Below are 25,941 nucleotides of genomic sequence, written 5' to 3' on the forward strand. Positions count from 1 at the left end.
TGAGATCCCCCTGACCTCTCTTGGCTGAACAGGGTCGCCCCCCCAGCATAGTGCGCCAGCGGCCCGGGCGCCGCTATATCCAGCGCCAGCGGCGGAACAGCCATACCAGGCCCCCGGCGATCACCAGCATCACCCCGAGCAGGATGAAATAGGCGTAGCGGTAGCCCAGCTCCGGCATATGCGCGAAGTTCATGCCATAGATACCGGCCAGGAAGGTCAGCGGCACGAAGATGGCGGTGATCACGGTGAGGATGCGCATGGTGTTATTGAGCTGGTGGGAGGAGAGCGAGAGGTAGCCATCCACCAGGTCGCCGCAGATGTCGTAGTACATCTGGGTCAGGCTATAGAGCCGCTCGAAGCGCTCATGCACATCATTGATGGCGTGCAGGGTCTCGTCGACCTCCCGGGGCAGGTGGCTGTAGTCGTAGGCGGTGAGTTCCTGGGTGATGCCGACGTGGTAGTTGAAGATCCGGCGCATCTTCACCAGCCGCGACTTGTAGGCCACGATGCAGCGCATCAGGGCGTCGCTGCCACCCTCGAGCAGGCCATCCTCCAGGTCGCTGAGCACCTCCTCGAACTCCAGCAGGCTATCCAGGTAGAAGCCCGCCGAGAGGTACATGGCCTTGAGGGCCACGAACTCCGGGGAGCGCGCCAGCAGGCGTTCGCCCTCGCCGCTGTCGAGCAGCCGGTCGAGGCTCAGGGCGGTGCCCGGGTGCAGGCTGATCAGGTAGCGTTCGCCGATAAAGAAGGCCACCTGCTGGGGCACGAAGTTGAGCTCGGTATCGAAGGAGGCGATGCCGCGATAGAGGATCAGGGTATGGGTCTCGAACTCCTCGATCTTCGGCGGGTGACGCTCGCGATGGGCATCGTCGATGGCCAGGGGGTGGCAGTCGAAGGACTCCAGCAAGGCCCGCTCCCGGGCCTGTGGCTCGCCCTGCAGGTCGAGCCACAGGTGACCGTCGCCTTCCTCCCGCCAGCGGGCGATCAGCTCCTCACCACCGCGCACCCGATCGCCGGCGCCGGTGATCAACAGCCCTCGAATCATAAGGCCTCCCTGTCCAGGATTTTGCCTCGACGATAGGCCATGCCGCTCCGCCTTGCACCCTCCTCCCGGTTATTTTCCCGGGGGCGGAGGACTTTTCTCCGGGCTTGCGGCAGCATGAGGCGTTTTGCGTACGACTCAGGGAAGACCCATGCCGCTATTTCAGTCCGCCTATCGGCGCCGCGTCACCCTCACCTATTTCCTGGCCTTTATCGCCATCGGACTGACCGGTGGCCTGCTGGGCCCCGCCCTGCCGCACCTGGCGGAGATGACCGGCGCCAGCATGAGCCAGATCGCCCTGCTGTTCACCGCTCGGGCCCTGGGCAATATGCTCGGCTCGGTGAGCGTCGGAGTGCTGGTGGATCGCCTGCCCGGCCATCCGGTGCTGATGGCCATGGTGGCGGTGATGGCGCTGGGGCTGGGGCTGGCGCCCTTGAGCCCCAGCCTGGCGGTGCTGATCGGCGTGATCTTCGTGATGGGCTTCGCCGAGGTATCGATCAATGCCGGCAGCAATACCCTGCTGCTGTGGGCCCATCGCCAGGCGGCGGGCCCCTATATTAGCGCCCTGCACTTCTGCTTCGCCCTGGGCAATATGCTCGCCCCGCTGGCGGTGGTGGCGGCCATCCTGTTGACCGGCCGGTTCGAGTGGGCCTTCTGGCTGGTGGGGCTGTATAGCCTGACCCTGCTGTTCTGGCTGCGCCGCGACCCCGGCCCCCGGCCTCCCGAGGCCTCCCCCGAGGCGGCCCCCGGCGACGCGACGACGGCGCGCCCGCGGCGTGGCGATGCCCGCCTGCTGGGTACCCTGATGCTGCTGTTCTCGCTCTATGTGGGCGCCGAGATCACCTTCGCCGGCTGGATCACCGCCTATGCGGTCCTCCAGGGCCAGCCCCGGGAGGGCGCCGCCCTGCTGGTCACCCTGTTCTGGCTGGCGCTCTCGGCAGGGCGCCTGGCGGCCATTCCGCTGCTGCGTCTGACCTCGCCCTGGTGGCTGCTGCTGGGCTGCCTGGGGCTGGGCCTGGCCAGCGCCCTGGCCATGCCTTGGCTGCCCCTGTGGCTGATCGCCCTCGGCTATGGCCTGGCCGCCTCGGCGATCTTCCCCACCCTGTTCAGCCTGTGTAACCAGTTGATGAGCATGAGCGGCAAGCGCACCGGCCTGGTCTTCCTGGCCAGCGGCCTGGGCGCCATGCTGGTGCCCTCGCTGACCGGCCCCCTGCTGGATGGCGCCGGCGCCGGGGCCTTCCCCTGGCTGCTGGCGGCGCTGATGGGGCTGTTGCTGCTGGGCGTCGCCGTCCTCCATCGCCTCGCCCGGGGGCGTTGAGCCCCCACGGCATGCCCCATGCCGGCTCGACATGATTCCGCCACGGCATAGCTCCCAAGACAACGGCATTGGCCAGCGACCGGGTGACTCGGTAGCGTGGGCGCCATTCAAGGAGCCTGTCGGGTTTAACCGATCGTCACGAGAATCATGGATTTCGAGTCAAATGGTTCGATCGCAGGCTCCCACCCCCCTGACCTTGCCGAGAGTCGATCATGAGTGAAGCCGCTACCCCCGTTTCCGCCGCCACCCGCGAAGAGCGCGACCTGCTGGGCAGCCTGGCGGTACCGGCCGAGGCCTACTACGGCATCCAGACCCTGCGCGCGGTGCACAATTTTCACCTCAGCGGCGTGCCGCTGTCCCACTACCCCAAGCTGGTGATCGCCCTGGCCATGGTCAAGCAGGCCGCGGCCGGCGCCAACCACCGCCTGGGCCACCTGGACAAGACCCGTTTCGAGGCCATCGACCACGCCTGCCGGCGGGTGATCGACGGCGAGCAGCATGACCAGTTCGTGGTGGACATGATCCAGGGCGGCGCCGGCACCTCCACCAACATGAACGCCAACGAGGTGATCGCCAACCTGGGCCTGGAATTCCTGGGCCACGCCAAGGGCGACTACCGCCACCTGCACCCCAACAACGACGTCAACATGGCCCAGTCCACCAACGACGCCTACCCCACGGCGATCCGCCTGGGCCTGCTGCTGGGGCATGACTCCCTGCTGGCCAGCCTGGAGAAGCTGTGCCTGGCCTTCTCCGCCAAGGGCGGGGAGTTCGCCGAGGTGTTGAAGATGGGCCGCACCCAGCTCCAGGACGCGGTGCCCATGACCCTGGGCCAGGAGTTCCACGCCTACGCCAATACCCTCGGCGAGGACCTGGGCCACCTCACCAAGCAGGTGCCGGCGCTGCTCTGCGAGGTCAACCTGGGCGGTACCGCCATCGGCACCGGCATCAACGCCGACCCGCGCTACCAGCGCCTGGCGGTGGAGCGCCTGGCGGCCATCAGCGGCCACCCCCTGGTACCGGCCCAGGACCTGATCGAGGCCACCTCCGACATGGGCGCCTTCGTGCTCTTCTCCGGCATGCTCAAGCGCCTGGCGGTGAAGCTGTCGAAGATCTGCAACGACCTGCGCCTGCTCTCCAGCGGCCCGCGCACCGGCTTCAACGAGATCAACCTGCCGCCGCGCCAGCCGGGCAGCTCGATCATGCCGGGCAAGGTCAATCCGGTGATCCCCGAGGCGGTCAACCAGGTGGCCTTCGAGGTGATCGGCAACGACCTAGCGCTGACCATGGCGGCGGAGGGTGGCCAGCTGCAGCTCAACGTCATGGAGCCGCTGATCGCCTACAAGATCTTCGACTCCATCCGCCTGCTGACCCGGGCCATGGACATGCTGCGCGAGCACTGCATCGTCGGCATCACCGCCAACGAGCAGCGCTGCCGGGAGCTGGTGGAAAACTCCATCGGCCTGGTCACCGCCCTGAACCCCTATATCGGCTACGAGAATGCCACCCGCATCGCCCGCGAGGCCCTGGCCTCCGGTCGCGGGGTACTGGAGCTGGTACGCGAGGAGCAACTGCTCGACGACGCCACCCTGGACGACATCCTGCGCCCGGAGCATATGATCGCTCCGCGCCTGGTGCCCTTGAGCTAGGCTATTCCCAGCGAGGCGGCATCGGGGAGAAGAGGATGAGTCAGGCGATCCAGCGTATCGTGGTTCCCGTGGATGGCACTCCGGCCGCCCTGGCCGCGGTGCGACTCGCCGGCGAGCTGGCGAGACACTGGCAGGCGATCCTGGAGCTGACCCAGGTACGGCCCCTCTACCCCGCCGAGCTGAGCGATATTCCGGCCAATCGGCTCGGCGAGCCGGATCATGATCACCGCGTGATGGAGGCCTCGGTAGCGGAGGCCTTCCGACGGGCCAGGGAGGCCCTCGGCGCGGAATTCGCCCGCCCCCTGGAAGAGGTCACCCTGCGCGAACAGGACCTAGTCCATCACCAGGCCCGGGACCTGCTCGATCACCTGCGTCGCTATGACCACGCCCTGCTGGTGCTGGGGATCCACGCCAGGCCCGGCCATCTCGTCGCCGGCCTCGGCGATACCCTGTTGCACAAGGCGCGCTGCCCCGTGGCGGTGGTCCGCGACGACCGCCCCCCGGTCGCGGGGATCGATCGCCTGCTGCTGCCGCTGGATGGCTCTTCCCACAGCGACCGGGCCGTGCGGCTGGCCGCCGACCTGGCGGCCACCGGCGACCTGCCGGTCACCCTGCTGCACTGCTCCGCGCGGCCCTCGGATACCCAGAGCGACTGGCTCTTCGCCCAGGCCCGCCGGCACTTTCCTGCCCACCTTCCCCTGGACACACGCCCCCTGCTCGACAGGTCTCCGGCGCAGGCGCTCCTGCGCGAGATCCATCAAGCGCCGGACCGGCCCTTGCTGATCATGGGGCGCCGGGGGTTGGGGCAGTGGCGGGAACAGCTGCTGGGAAGCGTCAGCCGTCGCATGATCACCGAGGCGCCTTGCCCGGTGATGGTGGTCACCGACAAGGACTAGAAGAGTCCCTCGATATGGCCCTGCGCATCCAGCCCCATGCCCTGGGCCGCCGGCTCCCGGGGCAACCCGGGCAGGGTAAGGATATCGCCGCACAGCGCCACCACGAAGCCGGCCCCGGCACTGAGCCGGGCCTCGCGAATGGTCAGGCGATGCCCCTCGGGGGCGCCCAGTTGCCGGGGATCGTCGCTGAAGCTGAAGGGGGTCTTGGCGATGCACACCGGCAAGTGACCGTAGCCCGCCGCGGTGAAGCGCGCCAGTTGCTCCCGGGCGGCGGGCTCGAGGGCAATGCCCACGGCGCCATACAGCTCCCGGGCGATGCATTCGAGCTTCTCCGCCAGGGGCAGGTCCTCGCCATAGAGGGGCGCCACCGTCGGCGCCTCGCCCTGCAACCGGGCGACCACCTCGGTGGCCAGGGCCTCGGCGCCGGCCCCGCCCTCGGCCCAGTGGCGGCAAGGCACCACCGTTACCCCCAGGGCCCGACCATGGGCCTCCACCCGGGCCAGCTCCGCGGCGCTGTCACCGGCGAAGACATTCAGCGCCACCACCGCCTCCAGGCCGAAGCGGCGCAGGATGGAAAGGTGCCGATCGAGGTTGGCCAGGCCGGCGTCAAGGGCCACGGTATCGGGCTCGTCCAGGGCCTCCCGGGAGGCGCCGCCGTGGTACTTCAATGCCCGCAGGGTGGCCACCAGCACGGCGACATCCGGGTAGAGCCCCGCCTGGCGCCCCTTGATATCGATGAACTTCTCGGCGCCCAGGTCGGCGCCGAAGCCCGCCTCGGTGACCACCACCTCGGAGAGCGCCAGGGCCGCCCGGGTGGCCGCCAGGGAGTTGCAGCCGTGGGCGATATTGCCGAAGGGGCCGCCGTGGATAAAGGCCGGGTTGTGCTCCAGGGTCTGCACCAGGTTGGGCTGGAAGGCGTCCCTGAGCAGCACCGCCATGGCCCCCTGGGCCTCCAGGTCGGCGGCGGTGATCGGGGTGTCGTCGTCTCGCCAGGCCACCACGATGCGCCCCAGGCGGCGTTCCAGGTCGTCGAGGTCCTCCGCCAGGCAGAGGATCGCCATCACCTCGGAGGCGGCGGTGATCTCGAAGCCACTCTCCCGGGACTGCGCCCGGGGATCGCCATTGAGGCCAGTGCGGATCCGGCGCAGGGCCCGATCGTTCATATCCAGCACCCGTGTCCACACCACCCGTTCGGGGTCGATGGCCAGGGCGTTACCCCAGTAGAGGTGATTGTCGACCAGGGCGGCGAGCAGGTTATGGGCGGCGGTGACGGCGTGGAAGTCGCCGGTAAAATGCAGGTTGATCGCCTCCATGGGCCCCACCTGGGCGCGCCCGCCGCCGGCGGCCCCGCCCTTGAGGCCGAAGCAGGGCCCCAGGGAGGGCTCGCGCAGGCACACCGAGGCGCTGACGCCGCGGCGATTGAGGGCATCGCAGAGGCCCACGCTGGTGGTGGTCTTGCCTTCGCCGGCGGGGGTGGGGCTCATGGCGCTGACCAGCACCAGACGCCCAGCGGGACGCTCGTCGAGGGCCGCCAAGGTGGCGTGGGTCAGCTTGGCGATCTGGTGGCCAAAGGGAATCAGGGCCTCGGCGGCGAGCCCCAGGCGTTGCTCGGCCAGGGGCAGGATGGGCCGCAGGGGGGTGGCCCGGGCGATGGCCAGGTCGCTGCTGTCCGGGGCCGCCGAGGCGGCCAGCCCGAGGGAGGTGTTCATCATCGCCGCTCCTGACTCCGGGCGATGGGCACCATGCCCATCGCGGGCATTTTCCTAAGCCTGTGCCAGCCGCCGCCGGCCTGCGTATATGGCGGCGACGGCGGGCTATCCCTGGGCGACGTCAGGAGGTACTGCTGGCAGGGTCAGGCGGCGCCCTCGTAGGCGCTTTTGAGGCGATAGAACTCGGCCACGATGGCCTCCATCGCCTCGGGGTCATAGTCACGCAGGCCGCTGACCACCAGCTTCTTGGAGCCCTTGCCCAGGGGTACGCCGGCGCCGCTCAGGGCGAACTCCAGGCGCACATCGCCGCGCTTGCCGCTGACCTCGAGGGCCGAGTCGGTCAGCGCCAGGGCCGGCTCGCGCACGTCCAGGCGCTCCAGCTCGAAGCCCATGCTGTCGTAGATCACCAGGGGGCGCTGGGGATTGAACATCACCCCCTGGGCCTCCATCAGCGGCTTCAGGTAGTGGGGAAAGTTCTTGCCGGAGAAGGCCACATAGCGCCGGGTAAAGGCCTCGATCACCGCCTCGTCATGGGTGATCTCGCCGCTGCGCTCCACTTCCAGATAGAGCTTGCCCGACTCGTCGGTGACGCGGATCAGGCCGTCCTCGTCGAGATGCAGGGCCAGGGGCACCCCGGCGCCCACCATGCTGCGGAAGTGGAAGATCATGCGCTGGGAGAGGCCGAAGCGCATCAACACCAGGGCGAAGAGCAGGTCCCCCGGCACGCAGAAGCGCCGGGCGTCCGGATTGTGGATGGGGTTGTAGTCCCCGGCCACTCCCTTGGCGAAGTGGCTGGCCTGGTCGGCGGAAATGCAGATCCGGCCATCCCTGGCCGAATGAAACTCATCAAGAAACATGTCAACTCTGCCTAATCGATCGGCTCTCGCCACGTCCCAGCCGCCGAAGCGGCCCGAAGTCTCGTTTGTAACACAAGGCGGCGTGTCATGCATGGCCGGAAAGGCCGCCATTAGCGACCAAGAGCCAAGCCCTTGACAGGGCGCAACATGCTAGCATCCCAGGCACCCATTTATTGCGCCTAACAAGGATAAATTCACCCATGCGACTCGCTTTCCCTCCCCGTCATGCCCTCGGCCTGAGCCTGGGACTCCTGGCCTTGCTGGCCAGCCCCCTGGCGCTGGCCGCCGCCGGCCCCCTGGACCTCACCAACACCATGGTCGGTGGCATGGCCCTGGTCTTCTTCGTGCTCGCCTACCTGCTGGTGATGGGCGAGGAGTTCCTCAAGATGCGCAAGTCCAAGCCGGTGCTGGTGGCGGCGGGCATCATCTGGGCCCTGGTCGGCTGGGTCTATGTGCAGGCCGGCCAGCCCCAGGCGGCGGAGGATGCCTTCCGCCATACCCTGCTGGAGTTCACCGAGCTGATGCTCTTCCTGCTGGTGGCCATGACCTATATCAACGCCATGGACGAGCGGCGGGTCTTCGATGCCCTGCGGGCCTGGATGCTCGAGCGCGGCTTCAGCTACCGCAGCCTGTTCTGGATCACCGGCTCCCTGGCCTTCGTGATCTCGCCCATCGCCGACAACCTGACCACGGCGCTGCTGATGTGCGCCGTGGTCACCAAGGTGGCGGAGGGCGACCACCGCTTCATCAATCTGTGCTGCGTGAATATCGTGGTGGCGGCCAACGCCGGCGGCGCCTTCAGCCCCTTCGGCGATATCACCACCCTGATGGTGTGGCAGGCGGGCATGGTCAAGTTCTACGAGTTCTTCGACCTGCTGCTGCCGTCGCTGGTCAACTACCTGGTGCCGGCGGTGGCCATGAGCTTCTTCGTCAAGAAGCACCGCCCCGCGCCTCAGGACGAGCATGTGGAACTCAAGCGCGGCGCGCGCCGCATCATCTTCCTCTTCCTGCTCACCGTGGCCAGCGCCGTGGCCTGCCATACCCTGCTGCACCTGCCGCCGGTGCTGGGCATGATGACCGGCCTGGGCTACCTGCAGTTCTTCGGCTACTACCTGCGTCGCACCCTCAACCGCTCCCTGGCCCGCAAGCGCGATATCGCCGTGCGCCGCGGCGACCAGCGCGCCCTGGAGCGCCTCGGCAGCGTGGTGCCCTTCGATGTCTTCAACCGCATCGCCCGCGCCGAGTGGGATACCCTGTTGTTCTTCTATGGGGTGGTGATGTGCGTCGGCGGCCTGGGCTTCATGGGCTACCTGAGCCTGCTCTCCGAGCTGCTCTATACCCAGTGGGATGCCACCTGGGCGAATATCGCCCTGGGCCTGATGTCGGCGGTGATCGACAATATCCCGGTGATGTTCGCGGTGCTGACCATGGAACCGGAGATGTCCCACGGCCACTGGCTGCTGATCACCCTCACCGCCGGGGTCGGCGGCAGCCTGCTATCGGTGGGCTCCGCCGCGGGGGTGGCGGTGATGGGTCAGGCCCGCGGCTCCTATACCTTTATGGGGCACCTGCGCTGGTCGCCGATCATCCTGCTCGGCTATGTGGCCAGCATCCTGCTCCACCTGTGGTTGAATGACGCCAGCTTCAGCGTCTATAACGGCCACTGAGTCGCGGCCTCCCCGCCCCCGGTCTAGCGGGGGCGGGGATTAGCGGCAACCACGCCGGGAGTGCTCGGGGCCAAACCGGTTAAGCCGGCTTGCCCCGCCCCACCGGGAGACCCTGGCCTAGCGGCGACCACGCCGGGAGTGCTCGGGGCCAAACCGGATAAGCCAGCTTGGCCCCGCCCCACCGGGAGACCCTGGCCTAGCGGCGACCACGCCGGGAGTGCTCGGGGCCAAACCGGTTAAGCCAGCTTGGCCCCGGCCTGTTGGAGAGGCGGGGTCAGCGGCGACCGCGCCGGGAGTGCTCGGGCCGGATCAGCTTGACCCTCGCCTTGGCGCGCCGCCGCCGGGGCGTCTCGCCGGGGGACAGGGCCTCGTCGGCGGGCGGCGGAGTGGGCGCGGTGACCACCCAGGCGAAGGTGGGCAGCGACAGCCGCCAGTAGATAGCCGCCAGGCGCAGCCCCAGGGTCAGGGCGATGGCCAGGCTCACGCCGAGCCACTGGGCCACCCCCAGGCCGCTGAGCAGCACATAGGCGCTGCCGCCGAGGATCGCCGCGGTGGCATAGATCTCCTGGCGCAGCACCATGGGTACCCGACGCGCCAGCACATCGCGGATCATGCCTCCGGCCACCCCGGTCATCATGCCCATCAACACCGCCACGACGCCCGGCGCCTCCAGGGTCAGCGCCTTGTGGGCGCCGAGCACCGTGAACAGCGCCAGGCCGAAGGCATCGGTGACCGGCAGGAAGGTACGGGCCAGGCGGTGGATATAGCGAAAGCCGAGGATCGACAGGGCCACCGTGGCGAGGATCACCCACAGGTAGGTGGGGTCCTCCACCCAGAACACCGGCCGCACCCCCAGCACCAGATCGCGCAGGGTGCCGCCGCCGATGCCGGTGACCGCCGCCAGCACCAGCATGCCGAAGGGATCCATCCGCGAGCGACAGGCAATGATCACCCCGGTCAGGGCGAAGACGATCACCCCGGCCATATCCAGCCAATAGATCCAACCGGTCACGACACTCTCCTCTTGGTGTTCGTCGCCAGCATAGCAGGGGCGGCATCAGGGGGATGGGGGATCATTGCGCGGACGACATCGACGCATGAAGCCGCCCCGGCCAGCGCAACACCATGATGGCCAGCACATTGCGGTGCTCGCCGCTCTCCAGGTCGAGGCTACCCTGCGGCGAGGGAATGATGCCGGCCCGGGGATCCACGGCGGCGACCAGGGCATCGCGAACTCGCGACACGACCGGGTGCGCCTCCCGTCCCGCCAGCAGGAAGCTCAGTGCCACCTCGGCCAGGATGTCCTCGGTGGCGCGCGCCAGGATCGCCTCGATATCCGCCTCGAAGGCCTCCAGTACCCAGGCGAACTCTTCGGCACTCACCGGCTGCTGGTAGTAGCGACTCGCAGCGATCACGAAGTGGGTCATGCCGTAGAGCCTGTTGCGATACTCGGTGCGGTCCAGGGTCGCCGCACTGCCTGGGGGATAGCGCTGCCGGAAGGCCTCGGTGACCTCGCGACGCAGGTCGGCGATCCCCAGTTGATGGAGGTAGTGAACCTGGTTGGCCACCTGGGCCGCGTAGATGCCCAGGACATCGGGATCGGTGAAGAAGGCGTGCCAGTCGACGCTCGCCAGGTAGGCGAGGCCCCTTTCGTGATCCTCCAGCGCCGGCAACAGGCCATAATAGTGCGCCTGGGTCAGGCGGAAGAGTAACTGGCGGGCGAAGATCATTTCGCCCCACTCGGCGAACATCTCGCGCCTCGCCCGCTGCTTGGCGGTGCGCTGCGAATAGGCCTCGACGAGCTCGCGGCTGCGCCGCGCGGCATAGTCGGGGTCGGCCAGGGCGGCGAGGTCCCGCTCCAGCCAACCCCGCAGGCGCCGGACATAGTCACGATTGGGGCCGAGATAGCGTGCTTCACCGGTCAGACGATAAAGACGCTGGGCATAGTGGCGCTGCTTGCCGAGGGGCAACTCCGGCAGGGCGGCATCGTAGACCGCCTGGATAGCCAGCCCCGCTTGCTCGTGCCGCTGCCGTTCGGCCTCGGTGGCCAGGGCCGTGCAGCCGGCCAACAGCAGCATCAGCAGGACGAGCCCCCCACTGCGCAGCGGTAATACCCTCATGGCTTCCTCCTCCCTGACTCTTCCCTGACTCTTCCCTGCCCCCGACGCCTACTGATAGGTCACCACCAGGAAGCACACCAGTTCCTGGTCTCCGCTATTCTCGATAGTGTGGTCGAGGTCGGCGTGGTAGTGGGCCGAGTCGCCGGAGCCCAGCAGGCTGACGTTGTCGCCGGCCTGGATCCGCGCCCGCCCCTGGGTCACGGTGAGCAGTTCCCGGGTGCCCTCGAAGTGGGGCGCGCTGGGCAGGCGGGCCCCCGGCGAGAGGCGAATCTCGTAGAACTCCACCGACTTCTCCATATGCAGCGGTGAGAGGGTACGAATGCGACACTCCCGGTCGTCGCGGAACAGCTGGTTGGCATCGTCGCTGCGCACCACCTCGATGCGCGAGGCGGTCCAGGGCTGGTCGACCAGCTCGCCGATGCTCAGGCCGAAGGCCTGGGCGATGCGCAGGGTCACCGCCAGGGTGGGGTTGGCGCGGCCCCGCTCGATCTGGCTGAGCATGGAGCGGCTGACCCCGGAGGCCGCCGCCAGTTGGTCCAGGGTCAGGCCGCGCTTCTTGCGCAGCTCGATCACCCGGCCCGAGAGCACCTGACTGCCCAGGTCGCCGGTGCGCTCGCCCGGAGTAGGGGTGGGAGGCGACGTTGCCGTCACGGGTCTTCCTCCATGGAGAATACAATCCACCATACAAGAAAAGTTTCTTGCATCATGGATATTGTCTGCGATACTGGAATTTATTCCCGTATCTTAAACCCCCTGATCGGGAATGCCAGGGAAATCACCTGCCCAAGGAGACACCATGAAGGCATTGGTCAAGCGCGAGGCCGCACCCGGCCTCTGGCTGGAAGAGGTTCCCGAGCCCCAGGTGGGGATCAATGACGTGCTGATCCGCGTCAAGCGCACCGCCATCTGCGGCACCGATCTGCATATCTACAACTGGGACGCCTGGGCCCAGCAGACCATCCCCACCCCCATGGTGGTGGGTCACGAGTTCGTCGGCGAGATCGTCGAGGTGGGCTCCAACGTCAACGACTTCAAGCCGGGCCAGCTGGTCTCCGGCGAGGGTCATGTGGTGTGTGGGCGCTGCCGCAACTGCCTGGCCGGGCGCCGCCACCTGTGTGCCCATACCAGCGGCGTCGGCGTCAATCGCCCCGGCGCCTTCGCCGAGTACCTGGCCCTGCCCATGTCCAATGTCTGGGAGCATCGCCCGGGCATCGACCTGGACGTGGCGGCGCTCTTCGACCCCTTCGGCAACGCCGTGCATACCGCCCTGCAGTTCGAGCTGCTGGGGGAGGACGTGCTGATCACCGGGGCCGGCCCCATCGGCGCCATGGCTGCGGCGGTATGCCGCCATGCCGGCGCCCGCCATGTGGTGGTCACCGACCTCAACCCGGAGCGCCTGGCCCTGGCCAAGCGGCTCGGCGCCACCCGCACCGTGGACGTGCGCCACGAGACCCTCGCCGAGGTGCAGCGCGACCTGGGCATGGCCGAGGGCTTCGACGTGGGCCTGGAGATGAGCGGCAGCCCCGAGGCCTTCCGCGATTTGCTGGCCAACCTCTGTCACGGCGGCAGGGTGGCCATGCTGGGCATTCCCAGCGAGGCCATGGCCATCGACTGGAATACGGTGATCTTCAATATGCTGACCATCAAGGGCATCTATGGCCGGGAGATGTACGAGACCTGGTACAAGATGTCGGTGATGATCGAGTCGGGGCTGGATATCTCCCCGGTGATCACCCACCGCCTGCCCTACCGGGAGTTCCAGCAGGGCTTCGACGCCATGCTCGACGGCTCCGCGGGCAAGGTGGTGCTGAACTGGGAGTAGCCTGGTTGGGAGGGACTCTCCGGGGGGAGGACTCGCGAAGACGCGGTAAACCCATCCCTGGGCGCTCGACTTTTTCGTCCCTGAAAAAGACGCTTCGCTCTGCCCTCCCCCCGGCGTCCCACACCAGACCTTTGCTGCCTTACCAATAACAGGGAGATAGGGCTATGTACGGCGATTTCCGCCAGCATCTGCGCCAGGAACTCGAGGCCATCGAGGCCGCCGGCCTGACCAAGCACGAGCGCCTGATCACCACCCCCCAGGGCGCCCATGTGGGCCTCGACTCGGGCCGCGAGGTGCTCAACCTCTGCGCCAACAACTACCTGGGCCTGGCCCAGCACCCGGCGGTTACCGCCGCCGCCCGGGCCGGCCTCGACGACTGGGGCTATGGCCTCGCCTCGGTGCGTTTTATCTGCGGCACCCAGAGCCTGCACAAGCAGCTGGAGCAGAAGCTCAGCGACTTCCTGGGCACCGAGGAGACCATCCTCTACCCCTCCTGCTTCGACGCCAACGGCGGCCTCTTCGAGACCCTGCTGGGCCCCGAGGACGCGGTGATCTCCGATGAGCTCAACCACGCCAGCATCATCGACGGCATCCGCCTGTGCAAGGCGAGCCGCTATCGCTACCGCAACAACGACATGGCCGACCTGGAGGCCCAGTTGAAGGAGGCCGATCGCCGTGGCGCCCGCTTCAAGCTGATCACCACCGACGGCGTCTTCTCCATGGACGGCTATATCGCCCGCCTCGACGAGATCTGCGATCTGGCCGAGCGCTACGGCGCCCTGGTGCACTTCGACGACTGCCACGCCACCGGCTTCCTCGGCGCCGGCGGCCGCGGCACCCACGAGTACCGGGGCTGCATGGAGCGAGTGGACATCATCACCGGCACCCTGGGCAAGGCCCTGGGCGGCGCCAGCGGCGGCTACACCAGCGGCCGCCGGGAGGTGGTGGAGCTGCTGCGCCAGCGCTCGCGCCCCTACCTCTTCTCCAACACCGTGGCGCCGCCGGTGGTGGCCGGGGCCCTCAAGGCCCTGGCGCTGGTCAGCGAGTCCAGCGAACTGCGCGACCGCCTCAAGGAGAACACCGCCCTCTTCCGCGCCGGCCTCGAGGATCTCGGCTTCGAGCTGCTGCCCGGCGAGCACCCCATCGTACCGGTGATGCTCCACGACGCCACCCTGGCGGCGCGCTTCGCCGAGGCGATGCTCGAGGAAGGCATCTATGTGGTGGCCTTCTCCTACCCGGTGGTGCCCCAGGGCAAGGCGCGTATCCGCACCCAGGTCTCCGCCGCCCTCTCCCGGGACGACCTGGAGGCCGCCCTGGCGGCCTTCGGCCGGGTCAAGACGCGCCTGGGCCTCTAAGCGCGTGGGACGACTACCACCTTGGTCGTAGTCGTCCCACCCGCGCCCTCCCGGCAGGCATACTGGGCCGACTATAACGATTCAGATCCCGTGTGCCGCCATGTCCCTGATCCCCAGCAAGCTCTCGCCGCCGCCGCTGCCGCCCTGGGTGGTGGCCCGGGAACGCCTCAATGTCCACTTCGTGCTCGACGAACGGGTGCGCCTGCAGGTGGTGCAGGCGCCGGCGGGCTACGGCAAGAGCACCCTGCTGGCGGAGCGCCTGCCGGCCCTGGAACAGGAGGCGGCCTGGCTGCGCCTGGACGCCCAGGACGATGCCCCGGCGCGCTTCGCCGCCTACTTCCGCGCCGCCCTGACCGGCCTGCTGCCCGAGGCCGAGCTGGCCGAGCCCCAGGCCACCTTCGGCGATAGCGTGGCCGCCTGGCTGGCGGCCCTGCCGGCCAGTCACCCGCCCTGCCGCCTGGTGCTGGACGAGTGCGAGCATATCCGGCACCCCGAGATCCTCGAAGGCCTCGGCCTCTGGCTGCGCCACCAGCCCCCCTGGCTGACCCTGAGCCTGATCGGCCGCGTCGCTCCGCCCCTGGGCCTGGCCGCCCTGCGCCTGCGCGGCGAGCTGGAGGAGGTGGACGCCGCCACCCTGGCCTTCGACCTGGAGGAGGCCCAGACCCTGTGCGCCGAGCAGCTCAGCTTCCCGCCCACCCGGGTCAGCCTGGAGCGTGCCCTGCGCCGCACCGAGGGCTGGGCCATGGCCCTCAACTGGCTGGTGGAGCGCACCACCACCCGGGCCGGCTTCGATGCCCTGGTGGACCGATTGCAGGGCAGTCACCCGGACTTCGTGGCCTGGTTCGACGACCTGCTGGGCGAGGCCCTCGACGAGGCGGATCGCCGGCTACTGTTACAGTTGGGGGTCCTGGAGCGCTTCTCGCCGCCACTGGTGGCACGCCTGCTGGAGGGGCATCGCCTGTCCCAGCGCCTCGACGACCTGATCCGCGCCGGCCTGTTTATCCAGCGCCTGGCGCCCCATGAGCAGTGGTGTCGCTTCCATCCGCTGTTCGCCGGCTACCTGCACCATCGCCGCCACGAGCTGAGCCTCGAGACCCAGCGCCAACTGCACCGCCGCGCCAGCCAGGCCTGGCTGGCCCTCGGCGACCCCGCCCTGGCCCTGGCCCAGGCCATCGAGGCGGAGGAGCCGGGCCCACTGGCCGAGCTGATCGAGACCCAGGGCCCGACGCTGCTGGCCAATGGCCACTTCGCCCTGCTGGCCCGGGGCCTGGACGCCCTGGGCGATACCCGGCTGGTCACCTCGCCGCGACTGACCCTGATTCACGGCTGGGTCAGCCATGCCCAGTACCAGTTCGGCCGCACCCGCCAGGCCATCGACTGGATCGAGGCCCAACTGGAGGCCCCGGAGTGGCAGGCCCTGGCCGCCGAGTTCGCCACCCTGCGCGCCCAGTTGGCCATCAATCAGGGCGATGCCGAGCGGGCCGCGCCCCTGGCCGAAGCGGCCCTGGCCCTTCCGGCCCGCTACCTGGCCGCCACCCCGGTCTCGGCGGCAGCGATCCTCGCCGAGTCGCGCTTCGTGCTCGGGCACCTGGAGGAGTCGCTGAGCCGCGTCCTGGAGGTGGAGCGCGAGGCCGCCCGCCTCGGTGACGACCAGTTGCTGCTATGGGCCCACTGTCACCACTCCGAGACCCTGGTGGCCCAGGGTCGCCTCCAGGCCGCCTACGATGTCCAGGAGCGGGCCCTGGCGCTGGTGGAGCGCGGCGGCCTGGAGCGACTGCCGACCAGCGAGTTCCTCTACCGCATCCGCAGCCAACTGCTGTGGGAGTGGCACCGCCTGGAGGAGTCGGAGCAGGCGGCGCTCCAGGGCATCGCCGTGCTCGACAGCCAGGGCGAGCGCTGGGGCCTGCAGTGCCATATCGGCCTGGCCAAGGTGGCCCTCTCCCGGGGCGACCAGGCCCAGGCCGCCGATCATATCCGTCGCCTGCACAAGGTCCTCGCCGAGGGCGACTACCATATCGACTGGCTGGCCAATGCCCACGCCACCCTGCTCGGCTGGTGGCAGGCCAACGACGACCGCGATGCCGTGGCGCGCTGGCTGCAGGAGGCCCCGCCGCCCCAGCCGGCGGCGGCCAGCAATCACTTCGTGCAGTGCAATGTACGCAACCATGCCCGGGCCCTGACCCTGCTGGAGCGCTTCGACGAGGCCGAGGCGCTGCTCGAGGCCCTGGAGGAGCACACCGCCCGCCTCGGCCTGATCACCGACGCCAACCGCAACCGCTTGTGCCTGGCGGCCCTGGCCTGGCAGCGGGGGCGCCAGGAGGCGGCCCTGGAGCACCTGCGCCGGGCCCTGGAACTGGCCGGCCGTACCGGCCTCACCGGCAGCTTCCTGCGCCTGGGCCGGGCGCTGCCGGCGATGCTCCAGGCGCTGCTGGCCGCGGGCGGGCTGGCACGCCTCGACCGGGAACGCGCCGAGCGGCTGCTGAGCCTGGCCGGCCGCCAGCGCGACTTCGGCCAGGCGGTGCGCCTGATGCTCGACGACGCCGTGATCGAGGACATCGTCAAGCGCCCCGACGTGCCGGAGCTGATCCGCACCTCGCCGCTGACCCGCCGCGAATGGCAGATCCTCGGCCTGATCCATGCCGGCCTCTCCAACGAGCAGATCGCCGAACAGCTCGGCGTGGCCCCCACCACCGTCAAGACCCATATCCGCAGCCTCTACCAGAAGCAGGACATCCGCCGCCGCGAGGAGGCCATCGCCCTGGCCGGCGACCTCCTGGCGCGGATCCAGGGCGACTGAGTTTTCAGACAAAGCGAAGGCCCCATCCCCCGGGCCCTGGGAGTTCACGTCTCCCCATCCGCCCCCCGCCTGTGCCCCCGACCTACGCCCCCCGCCTACGCCGCCTGCCCCGCCCCCGGGAGGATCCCCGCCGCCCCGGGCGGGGCCACCATAGCCTCGACCCCATCTCGATCAACCAGGCTAAGGAATCGACCCATGACGACCCAGCTCGGCAGGCAAGGCAGTGACTGGTGGCGCGGGGCGGTGATCTACCAGATCTACCCGCGCAGTTTCCAGGACACCAACGGCGACGGCATCGGCGACCTCAAGGGGGTCATCGAGCGCCTCGACTACATCGCCTCCCTGAATGTCGACGCCATCTGGCTGTCGCCCTTCTTCACCTCGCCGATGAAGGACTTCGGCTACGACATCAGCGACTACCGCGGCGTCGACCCCATGTTCGGCAGCCTCGAGGACTTCGACCGCCTGGTGGAAGCGGCCCATGCCCGGGGCCTGCGGGTGACCATCGACCAGGTGCTCTCCCACACCTCGGACCAGCACCCCTGGTTCGCCGAGAGCCGCGCCAGCCGCGACAACGCCCGCGCCGACTGGTATGTCTGGGCCGACGCCCGCCCCGACGGCGCGCCGCCCACCAACTGGCAGTCGGTGTTCGGCGGCAGTGCCTGGCAGTGGGACACCCGCCGCTGCCAGTACTACCTGCACAACTTCCTGAGCAGCCAGCCGGACCTCAACTTCCGTAACCCCGAGGTGGTGGAGGCGATCCTCGGCGAGGTGCGCTTCTGGCTGGAGCGCGGCGTCGACGGCTTCCGCCTCGATGCGGTGAACTTCTGCACCCATGGCGAACTCCGCGACAACCCGCCCCGGGAGAGCAGCGCCGAGGGCTTCCTGGGGGTGCGCCCGGACAACCCCTACGGCTTCCAGCTCCACCACCATGACAAGACCCAGCCCGAGAACCTGGCCTTCCTGGAGAAGCTGCGCGCCCTGCTCGACGAGTACCCGGGCACCACCAGCGTCGGCGAGGTGGGCGACGACGACTCCCTGGGGGTGATGGCGGCATACACCCAGGGCGGCAAGCGCCTGCATATGGCCTACTCCTTCGACCTGCTGGGGGAGCGCCACGATCCGGCCTTCCTGCGCGACACCCTCACCGAGATGGAGGCGCGCATCGGCGACGGCTGGCCCTGCTGGGCGCTGGGCAACCACGACGTGACCCGATTGGCGAGCCGCTGGAACGCCGAGAATGATGCCGCGAAACTGCGCCTCTACCTGGCCTTCCTGCTCACCCAGCGCGGCAGCGTCTGCCTCTACCAGGGCGAGGAACTGGGCCTGCCAGAGGCGACCCTGACCTTCGAGCAGCTCGTCGACCCCGCCGGCATCACCTTCTGGCCCGCCTACAAGGGCCGCGACGGTTGCCGCACCCCCCTGCCCTGGGCGGCCCAGGCCGCGCAGGCCGGTTTCTCCGGTGGCGCGCCCTGGCTGCCGATTCCCGAGGCCCACCGGGCCCTGGCGGTGGATCGCCAGGAAGCCGACCCCGCGGCCCTGCTCCACGCCACCCGCGCCTTGCTGGCCTTCCGCCGCACCCAGCCGGCGCTGGTCAAGGGCGACATCCGCTACCACCCGGTACGCGACGAGGTGCTCTGCCTGGAGCGCGCCTATCAGGGCCAGCGACTGCTGGTGGCCCTGAACTTCAGTGACCAGGCCCGCGAGCTGCCGGCGCCCCAGGCGGCCCGGCCGCTGGACGCCGCCCCCGAGCTGGTCAACGGCACCTGGACCAACGGGCGGCTGCGCCTGCCCCCCCACGGCATCGCCATCGCACGCTGCCCGCAATCCGACGCGGAGGACACCTCATGGGACGTCTGACACTCAACGCTATCGGCAAATCCTACGACGGGGTCGAGATCTCCCGGGATATCGACCTGACCATCGAGGATGGCGAGTTCGTGGTCTTCGTCGGCCCCTCCGGCTGCGGCAAGTCGACCCTGCTGCGCATGATCGCCGGGCTCGAGGAGATCACCCAGGGGGAGATGCGCCTGGACGGGGAGCGCATCAACGAGGTGCCGCCCCAGGAGCGCGACATCGGCATGGTCTTCCAGTCCTATGCCCTCTACCCGCATATGACGGTGGCCGAGAACATGGCCTTCGGCCTCAAGCTGGCGCGCACCGACAAGGCGGAGATCCGCCGCCGGGTGGAACACGCCGCCGAGATGCTGCACCTCTCCGAGCTGCTGGAGCGCCGCCCCAAGGACCTCTCCGGCGGCCAGCGCCAGCGGGTGGCGATCGGCCGCACCCTGGTCAAGGAGCCGGCGGTGTTCCTCTTCGACGAGCCCCTCTCCAACCTGGACGCCGCCCTGCGGGTGGATATGCGGGTGCAGATCGCCGAGCTCCACGAGCGCCTGGGCGCCACCATGATCTATGTGACCCACGACCAGGTGGAGGCCATGACCCTGGCCGATCGCATCGTGCTGCTCTCCGGCGGGCGCATCGCCCAGGTCGGGGCGCCGCTCTCCCTCTACCACTTCCCCCGGACCCTGGAGGTCGCGGAATTCATCGGCTCGCCGCGCATCAACACCCTGCCGGTGACGGTGCTCGACCCGGGCCCGCGCCATACCACGGTGCGCCTGCCCGGCGGCGAGAGCCTGGCGGTGGCGGTGGACGGCAGCGGCCTGAGCGTCGGCGACACCGCCACCCTGGGGGTGCGCGCCGAGGCCTTCGTCGACGAGGCCCGGGCCGAGGCCCGCCTGCCGGCCCGCCTGCTGGTGGCCGAACAGCTGGGCTACGAGACCCTGGCCCACCTGGCGGTGGAGGACGTCGAGGGGTCCCTGGTGCAACGCCTGGACGGCCTGACTCACCTGGAACCCCACCAGCCGGTGACCCTGGGCCTGGCCGGCGGGCACTGCCATCTGTTCGACGCCAGCGGCCGCGCCTGCCCGCGCCAGACCAGGGTACCCGGCGTTAGCCACTAGGCTCGCCCCACTCCCCCGAGTGTTCCACGACAAAGCCCCGGCGACTCGCCGGGGCTTTGTGCTTGAGGGCGACCATCGCTGGCGCAGGCATAAAAAAGCCGGCGTAGGGCGCCGGCAAACGAGGAAATCTTATCGAGCGAGGCCGCTCCCCTAGCCCTTGATGCCGTCGGCGATCCCGCGCTGCAACAGGGGCCGGGGCGCTCCCAGGACTAGGCTGAGGGGCCCTGGGGCCGCTCCCCTAGCCCTTGACGCCACCCGCGGGGTTAAGCAAGCCGCGACGGTCCGCCTCTGCAACAAGGGCCGGGCGTTCTCCTAGCCCTTGACGCCACCCGCGGTGAGCCCGCCGACGATCCAACGCTGGCAGAGCAGGAAGGCCGCGGTGATGGGCAGGCCGGAGAGCACCGCGGCGGCGGCGAAGTCCCCCCAGCGCTGGTTGTGGTCGGCCAGGTATTGCTGGGCGCCCACCGCCAGGGTCAGCTTGTCCTCGTCGAGCAACAGCACCGAGGCCATGGGGTATTCCATGATCGACATGATGAAGGCGAGGATAAACACCACCATCAGGATCGGCACCGAGAGCGGCAGCAGGATATGCCGGAAGGCCTGCCAGGTACTGGCGCCATCGACCATCGCCGCCTCCTCCAGGGAGCCGTCGATGGACTCGAAGTAGCCCTTGATGGTCCAGATATGCAGCGCCACGGCACCCAGAGAGGCGACGATCAGCGCGCCGTGGGTATTGATGCCCAGCCAGGGCACCAGTTGGCCGAGGCGATCGAAGAGCGCGTAGAGCGCCACCAGCGAGAGCACCGCCGGAAACATCTGGAAGATCAGCATGCCCTTGAGAATCGGCGCCTTGCCCTTGAAGCGCATGCGCGCGAAGGCGTAGGCGCTGGTGGTGGAGAGCGCCAGGATCATCAGCGATGACACCACCGCCACCTTGATCGAGTTCCACAGCCACAGCAGCACCGGGAACGGCGGCTGGACGACGCTGCCGTCGGGGCGCTCCCAGGGGATGCCGAAGGCCAGCGCCCAGTGCTCCAGCGAGAAGCGCTCGGGGATCAGGCTGCCGGTGGCGAAGTTGCCCTCGCGGAAGGAGATCGAGATCACCAGCAGCAGCGGGAAGACCACCAGGGCGACGAAGCCCAGCAGGATGAAATGGGCACCCAGCTTGCGGGTGCGGATCGAACGGGGTTGGACCATAGCCATGGCGATATCTCCTATACCTTGACCTTGGAAAGCCGCAGGTTGAGCAGCGACATGCCCACCACCAGCAGGAAGATCAGGGTGGCGATGGCCGCCGCCAGGCCGAAGTTCTGGCCGGCATCCTGGAAGGCGATGCGGTAGGTGTAGCTGACCAGCAGGTCGGTGGTGCCCGCCGGGGTGCTGGCGCCGAGGATGTCGGGGCTACCGCCGGTGAGCAGGGCGATCAGCACGAAGTTGTTGAAGTTGAAGGCGAAGGCGGCGATCAGCAGCGGCGTCAGCGGCTTCATGATCAGCGGCAATGTGATGCGCCACATATTGGTCAGGGGGCCGCCGCCGTCCACCGCCGAGGCCTCGTAGAGATCCCGCGGGATCGACTGGATCAGGCCCATGCACAGCAGCAGCATATAGGGGTAGCCGAGCCAGGTGTTGACGATCAGCAGCATGCTGCGGGCCAGCGCCGGGTCGGTGAACCAGGAGGGACTGATGCCGAAGAGGTTCTCGAGGATCAGGTTAATCTCGCCATGGTTCTGGTTGAACATGCCCTTGAAGATCAGGATCGAGATAAAGGCCGGCACCGCATAGGGCAGGATCAGCAGGGTGCGGTAGATCGCCTTGCCGCGCAGCTGGTCCCACTGCAGCAGCGTGGCCAGCACGAAGCCCACCGCCAGGGTGAAGGCCACCGTCAGCCCGGCGAAGGCGAAGGTCCAGACGAAGATCTGCAGGAAAGGGCCGCGGATGTCGGGGTCGGTGAAGATCTTGGTGTAGTTGTCCAGGCCCACGGCGACGGGCCACCCCGGAGTGATGCGCTCACCGTCGTCGGCGACGAAGAAGCCGGTCTCGCGGTCCGGGGTCAGCAGCCGGTCGTCGCGGCGGTCGTAGAGGCTGCCGTCGTCGCGGGCCTCGTAGCGCGCGAGGAGGGGCGCGAAGCTTCGCAGCCCCGCCATCTGTAGCTCCGGTCCCTCGGGGACCACCAGGGTCAGGCCCTGGAGCAGGGGGCGCGCCGCGATCACCTCACGCATGGGCAGCGGCTCCCCGGCGGGGGACCGGTCCGCCGCCTGCAGGCCCACCCGGCGCGGCTCGGGGTTATCCAGGTTGAGGGGCGCGGTGACGAAGCGCTGGTCCTGGGCCTGGGGCGCCAGCGCGCCACCCTGCAGATAGAGCCGCACCCGCTCGCCGTCGCGATAGAGGGCGAAGTCGAAGGCGGCGCCCTCGGCCCGGTAGGTTTGCGAGAGCAACTGGGCGCGGACCCGCTCCTCGCTGAGCAGGTTGCTCGAGCTGTAGTTGCTGAAGCTGATGCCGAAGGTATAGAGCAGCGGGAAGATCACGAACACGCCCATCCCGGCCAGGGCCGGGAAGATATAGCGGTGGCTCATCAACTGGCGCTTGCCGAAGACGATCGCCAGCGAGGCGCCCAACACCAGGAACAGCAGGGCGAACATCCACTGGCCATTGAGGTGGAAGGCCAGCACCAGCCACATCAGGGCGATGACGATGGCCGCCATCAGGGCACGGCCGGCCCAGCGGGTGTAGCGTTCGGTGGGATAGCGTGAGCGGTGCCGAGGCAGGCCGCGAGAGGCGTTGGTGGTGTACATGGGCATGACCTGTGAAGCGAGCCGGCGACGCGGGCCACCGGCTCCGGTTTGGCGGGGCCGGGGTTACTGGCGCATGCGGCGTGCCGCGGCGTCCAGTGCCTCCTGCGGGGTCTGGCGGCCGCTGCCGATGTTCTGCAGCGCCGGCTCCATGGCCGCCCAGAAGGCACCCATCTCGGGGATATTGGGCATCGGCATGCCGATCTCGGCATTGGCCAGGGTGGCGGCAATATTGGGATCCTCCGCCAGTTCCCGCTGGTAGGCCATATGGGCCACGGCGCCCAGCGAACCGTCGGAATTGAAGGTGCGCAGCCCCTCCTCCGCCAGCAGGTAGTTCTCGAGGAACTCGGTGGCCAGGAAGTCGTTAGGGGTGGCCGAGTTGATCATGGCGGTCATCACCCCGAACATCGGCCGGGCGCGCTCCTCGCCGACCCGGGGCAGCAGCGCCACGCCGTAGTCGATGCCGCTGCGTTCCAGGTTGCTCCAGGCCCAGGGGCCGCTGATCATGGTGGCCACCTCGCCGCGATTGAAGCGGGTATCCATCACGCCGTAGTCGGTGCCCTCGGGCAGCGCCCCCGACTCGATCATCTCGGCCAGCAGCTCGGCGCCCTGGACCGCCCCGGCGTTGTTGACGCCGATGTCCTCCACGTCGAAGCCCTCGGCGGTGAGGCGGAAGGGGTAGCCGCCGTTGGCGGCCAGCAGGGTCCAGCCATAGTAGGGCTCGGCGTAGTCGAAGAGGATCGCCTTCTTGCCCTCGTCGGCGAGCTCGGCGTCCAGCGCCATCAGCTCGGCGAAGCTCTCCGGCGGCGTCTCCACCAGCGCCTTGTTGTAGATCAGGCCCAGCGACTCCACCGAGATGGGGTAGCCATAGGTCTCGCCGTTCCACTGGGTGGCCTGCCAGGTGAAGTCGAAGTAGCGGCCGCGGAAGTCCTCGGCGGGGGCGATCTGGGTGAGCAGGCCGCTCTGGGCCCATTCGCCCAGGCGGTCATGGGCCCAGATCACGATGTCGGGGCCCTGGCCGCTGCCGGCGGCCTGCTGGAAGCGGTCGGTGAGGTTATCGGGGTGGACGATCTCGATGGCGATGCCGGTGTCGGCGGTGAAGCGCTCGGCGACTTCGCGGATGCCCTCGGGACCCTTGTTGTCGCCCATCCAGATGGTCAGGCGGTCGTCGTCGAAGGCCAGGGCCTGGGCGCTCAGCCCCAGGGTGCCGGCGGCCAGCAGCGGGAGCAGGGTTCGGCGTGAGATGCTCATGGGTGTCGTGCCCCTTGATTGTTATGGATGAGTCGTTATGGGTCGCGGTAATGCAGGACACCTAGCCTCGCCGCTGGGCGGCAAGCCCGCCTCCTCCCCCCGGGAGGCGGGCGCGGCGTATCCAGGGGGCGTAGGGGCCGGCATTCCTCCCCGGCCCCGGGAGGAGGCCAACCCCGGTCCCGCGCCCTAACATGGACAGGCCCGTTCCCAACAATCACAAGACGAGGACGCCATGAAACCTGCCTCCGCCTCCCTGGCCCTGCTGGCCCTGCCCCTGAGCCTGGCGGCCACCGCCCAGGCCTCGCCCCTGGGTGACGCCACCCGACTCGGCAGCGAGACCCCGGTGATCGTCCATCTCTTCGAGTGGCGCTGGGACGATATCGCCGCCGAGTGCGAGACCCACCTCGGCCCGGCCGGTATCGACGCCGTCCAGGTCTCGCCGCCCAACGAGCATATCGCCCTGGACGGCGTCGAGGGCGCCTGGTGGGCCCGCTACCAGCCGGTGAGCCATGACCTCCACTCGCGCAGCGGCGACCGCGACGCCTTTATCGAGATGGTCGAGCGCTGCGAGGCGGCGGGCGTCGGCATCGTCGTCGATGCGGTGATCAACCATATGGCCGGTATCGGCGAGGGCACCGGTATCGCCGGTACCGCCTATACGCCCTTCCGTTACGGCGAGCTCTTCACCCGCGACGAAGACTTCAACCACTGCGGCCGCCACGGCGACGATCAGATCCGCGACTACCAGGACCGCTACGAGGTCCAGCACTGCCACCTGCTGGGCCTGGCCGACCTGGCCACCGGCGACGAGGCGATACAGGCGAGCCTCGCCGACTACCTGCAGGGCCTGCTGGACCTGGGGGTGGCCGGCCTGCGCATCGACGCCGCCAAGCATATGCCGGCGGACGATATCGGCGCGATCCTGGCGCGACTCGACGGCCGCCCCTACGTCTTCCAGGAAGTGATCGACCCGGGCCACGAGCCAATCGAGGCCACCGAGTACCTGGCCAACGCCGCCGTGACCGAATTCGCCTACCCCCATCGGCTGGCCACCGCCATCGAGGCCGGCGACCTGGCCAGCCTCGCGACCCTGGGGCAGGGAGAGGGGTGGCTGGAAAGCGATTCGGCCCTGGTGTTCGTCGACAATCATGACAAGCAGCGTGGCCATGTGGGCGGCGGCGTGCTGATGCACCGCGACGCCCTCTACCCGCTGGCCAACGTCTTCATGCTCGCCTGGCCGTACGGCACGCCCAAGCTGATGTCGAGCTACACCTTCGAGAACGGCGACCAGGGGCCGCCCTCGGTGGCCGAGGAAGGCTGGCGGACCCTGCCGGTGCATGGCGAGGAGGGCCTCGGCTGCCTGGCGGAGACGGACCTCGAGTCGCGGGGCTGGGTCTGCGAGCACCGCTGGCCGGAGATCACCGCCATGGTCGGCTTCCGCCAGACGGTCGGCGACGCCCCGCTCGCCCACTGGCAGGAGGACGGCGCCTCGCGCATCGCCTTCGCCCGCGGCGAGCGGGGCTTCGTGGCCCTGAACCGCGACGCCGAGGCCTGGCGCGCGACACTGGTCACCGGCCTGCCCGCCGGCGACTACTGCAACCTGCTGGATGACTGCGCCACCCGGGTCAGGGTCGCGGAGGATGGCCGGGCCGAGGTCGCGGTGCCGGCGAATGCCGCCCTGAGCCTGACTCGCCCCGCCCCCTGAG

Annotated in this window: 19 protein-coding genes; 10 read left to right on the top strand and 9 right to left on the bottom strand. The window is 68.9% G+C overall.

Annotated elements, in window-relative coordinates; all coding sequences use genetic code 11:
• Window positions 1–73: 73 nt before the first annotated feature.
• Window positions 74–1,045 carry a magnesium transporter CorA family protein gene (locus ACZ5EF_RS16435; RefSeq protein WP_346061534.1) on the bottom strand — a complete coding sequence of 324 codons (972 nt, stop codon included), beginning with the start codon at window positions 1,043–1,045 and terminating at the stop codon, window positions 74–76.
• A gap of 148 nt (window positions 1,046–1,193) precedes the next feature.
• Here ACZ5EF_RS16435 and ACZ5EF_RS16440 point away from each other — a divergent pair, with 148 nt between their 5' ends.
• The 3 genes from ACZ5EF_RS16440 (at window position 1,194) to ACZ5EF_RS16450 (ending at window position 4,905) form a co-directional block, all read left to right on the top strand.
• The gene (locus ACZ5EF_RS16440; RefSeq protein WP_346061533.1) at window positions 1,194–2,360 is read left to right on the top strand and encodes an MFS transporter; all 1,167 of its coding nucleotides are present in this window, start codon (window positions 1,194–1,196) and stop codon (window positions 2,358–2,360) included.
• A 212-nt stretch (window positions 2,361–2,572) separates the two neighbouring features.
• Window positions 2,573–4,009, top strand: coding sequence for an aspartate ammonia-lyase (locus ACZ5EF_RS16445; protein WP_346061532.1), 1,437 nt, complete (start codon window positions 2,573–2,575; stop codon window positions 4,007–4,009).
• Between the two features lie 35 nt (window positions 4,010–4,044).
• On the top strand, window positions 4,045–4,905 hold the full coding sequence (locus tag ACZ5EF_RS16450) for a universal stress protein (protein WP_346061531.1): 861 nt from the start codon (window positions 4,045–4,047) through the stop codon (window positions 4,903–4,905).
• Here the strand turns inward: ACZ5EF_RS16450 and ACZ5EF_RS16455 are convergent.
• Both ACZ5EF_RS16455 and ACZ5EF_RS16460 read right to left on the bottom strand, forming a co-directional pair.
• Complete coding sequence (locus ACZ5EF_RS16455) at window positions 4,902–6,617, bottom strand: formate--tetrahydrofolate ligase (protein WP_464122375.1); 1,716 nt, start codon at window positions 6,615–6,617, stop codon at window positions 4,902–4,904. The two genes, ACZ5EF_RS16450 and ACZ5EF_RS16455, sit on opposite strands and share 4 nt — an antisense overlap.
• A gap of 140 nt (window positions 6,618–6,757) precedes the next feature.
• Window positions 6,758–7,471 (bottom strand): DUF3581 domain-containing protein, encoded by a 714-nt coding sequence (locus ACZ5EF_RS16460; protein ID WP_346061529.1) that lies wholly within the window; start codon window positions 7,469–7,471, stop codon window positions 6,758–6,760.
• 200 nt (window positions 7,472–7,671) lie between these two features.
• Between ACZ5EF_RS16460 and nhaD the strand changes: the two genes are divergently transcribed.
• On the top strand, window positions 7,672–9,138 hold the full coding sequence (gene nhaD, locus ACZ5EF_RS16465; protein WP_346061528.1) for a sodium:proton antiporter NhaD: 1,467 nt from the start codon (window positions 7,672–7,674) through the stop codon (window positions 9,136–9,138).
• Window positions 9,139–9,412: 274 nt separating this feature from the next.
• Here nhaD and ACZ5EF_RS16470 read toward each other — a convergent pair whose 3' ends face one another.
• From ACZ5EF_RS16470 to ACZ5EF_RS16480, 3 genes are all read right to left on the bottom strand, one after another.
• On the bottom strand, window positions 9,413–10,150 hold the full coding sequence (locus ACZ5EF_RS16470; RefSeq protein WP_346061527.1) for a trimeric intracellular cation channel family protein: 738 nt from the start codon (window positions 10,148–10,150) through the stop codon (window positions 9,413–9,415).
• 61 nt (window positions 10,151–10,211) lie between these two features.
• The gene (locus tag ACZ5EF_RS16475) at window positions 10,212–11,258 is read right to left on the bottom strand and encodes a DUF3541 domain-containing protein (RefSeq protein ID WP_346061526.1); all 1,047 of its coding nucleotides are present in this window, start codon (window positions 11,256–11,258) and stop codon (window positions 10,212–10,214) included.
• Between the two features lie 48 nt (window positions 11,259–11,306).
• Window positions 11,307–11,909 carry a helix-turn-helix domain-containing protein gene (locus ACZ5EF_RS16480; RefSeq protein ID WP_346061525.1) on the bottom strand — a complete coding sequence of 201 codons (603 nt, stop codon included), beginning with the start codon at window positions 11,907–11,909 and terminating at the stop codon, window positions 11,307–11,309.
• A gap of 145 nt (window positions 11,910–12,054) precedes the next feature.
• Here ACZ5EF_RS16480 and tdh point away from each other — a divergent pair, with 145 nt between their 5' ends.
• From tdh to ugpC, 5 genes are all read left to right on the top strand, one after another.
• Entirely contained in the window at window positions 12,055–13,080 is a 1,026-nt protein-coding gene (gene tdh, locus ACZ5EF_RS16485; RefSeq protein ID WP_346061524.1) for an L-threonine 3-dehydrogenase, read from the top strand.
• Between the two features lie 164 nt (window positions 13,081–13,244).
• Entirely contained in the window at window positions 13,245–14,435 is a 1,191-nt protein-coding gene (gene kbl / locus ACZ5EF_RS16490; RefSeq protein ID WP_346061523.1) for a glycine C-acetyltransferase, read from the top strand.
• Between the two features lie 100 nt (window positions 14,436–14,535).
• Window positions 14,536–17,232 carry an HTH-type transcriptional regulator MalT gene (gene malT / locus ACZ5EF_RS16495; protein WP_346061522.1) on the top strand — a complete coding sequence of 899 codons (2,697 nt, stop codon included), beginning with the start codon at window positions 14,536–14,538 and terminating at the stop codon, window positions 17,230–17,232.
• Between the two features lie 195 nt (window positions 17,233–17,427).
• Window positions 17,428–19,092, top strand: coding sequence for an alpha-amylase family glycosyl hydrolase (locus tag ACZ5EF_RS16500; protein WP_346061521.1), 1,665 nt, complete (start codon window positions 17,428–17,430; stop codon window positions 19,090–19,092).
• Window positions 19,080–20,195: a sn-glycerol-3-phosphate ABC transporter ATP-binding protein UgpC gene (gene ugpC / locus ACZ5EF_RS16505; protein ID WP_346061520.1), complete on the top strand. Its 1,116-nt coding sequence runs from the start codon at window positions 19,080–19,082 to the stop codon at window positions 20,193–20,195. Before ACZ5EF_RS16500 ends, ugpC begins: the two co-directional genes overlap by 13 nt.
• Before the next feature lie 312 nt (window positions 20,196–20,507).
• Here ugpC and malG read toward each other — a convergent pair whose 3' ends face one another.
• The 3 genes from malG to malE all read right to left on the bottom strand — a co-directional run bounded on the left by malG (window position 20,508) and on the right by malE (window position 24,235).
• Entirely contained in the window at window positions 20,508–21,398 is an 891-nt protein-coding gene (gene malG, locus ACZ5EF_RS16510) for a maltose ABC transporter permease MalG (RefSeq protein WP_346061519.1), read from the bottom strand.
• Between the two features lie 11 nt (window positions 21,399–21,409).
• The gene (malF, locus tag ACZ5EF_RS16515) at window positions 21,410–22,987 is read right to left on the bottom strand and encodes a maltose ABC transporter permease MalF (RefSeq protein ID WP_346061518.1); all 1,578 of its coding nucleotides are present in this window, start codon (window positions 22,985–22,987) and stop codon (window positions 21,410–21,412) included.
• Window positions 22,988–23,050: 63 nt separating this feature from the next.
• A complete protein-coding gene (gene malE / locus ACZ5EF_RS16520) occupies window positions 23,051–24,235 on the bottom strand; it encodes a maltose/maltodextrin ABC transporter substrate-binding protein MalE (RefSeq protein WP_346061517.1) in 1,185 nt (394 codons plus the stop codon).
• Window positions 24,236–24,467: 232 nt separating this feature from the next.
• Between malE and ACZ5EF_RS16525 the strand changes: the two genes are divergently transcribed.
• The gene (locus tag ACZ5EF_RS16525; protein WP_346061516.1) at window positions 24,468–25,940 is read left to right on the top strand and encodes an alpha-amylase; all 1,473 of its coding nucleotides are present in this window, start codon (window positions 24,468–24,470) and stop codon (window positions 25,938–25,940) included.
• Window position 25,941: the final 1 nt, after the last annotated feature.

The sequence above is a fragment of the Bisbaumannia salifodinae genome, from assembly GCF_055388505.1.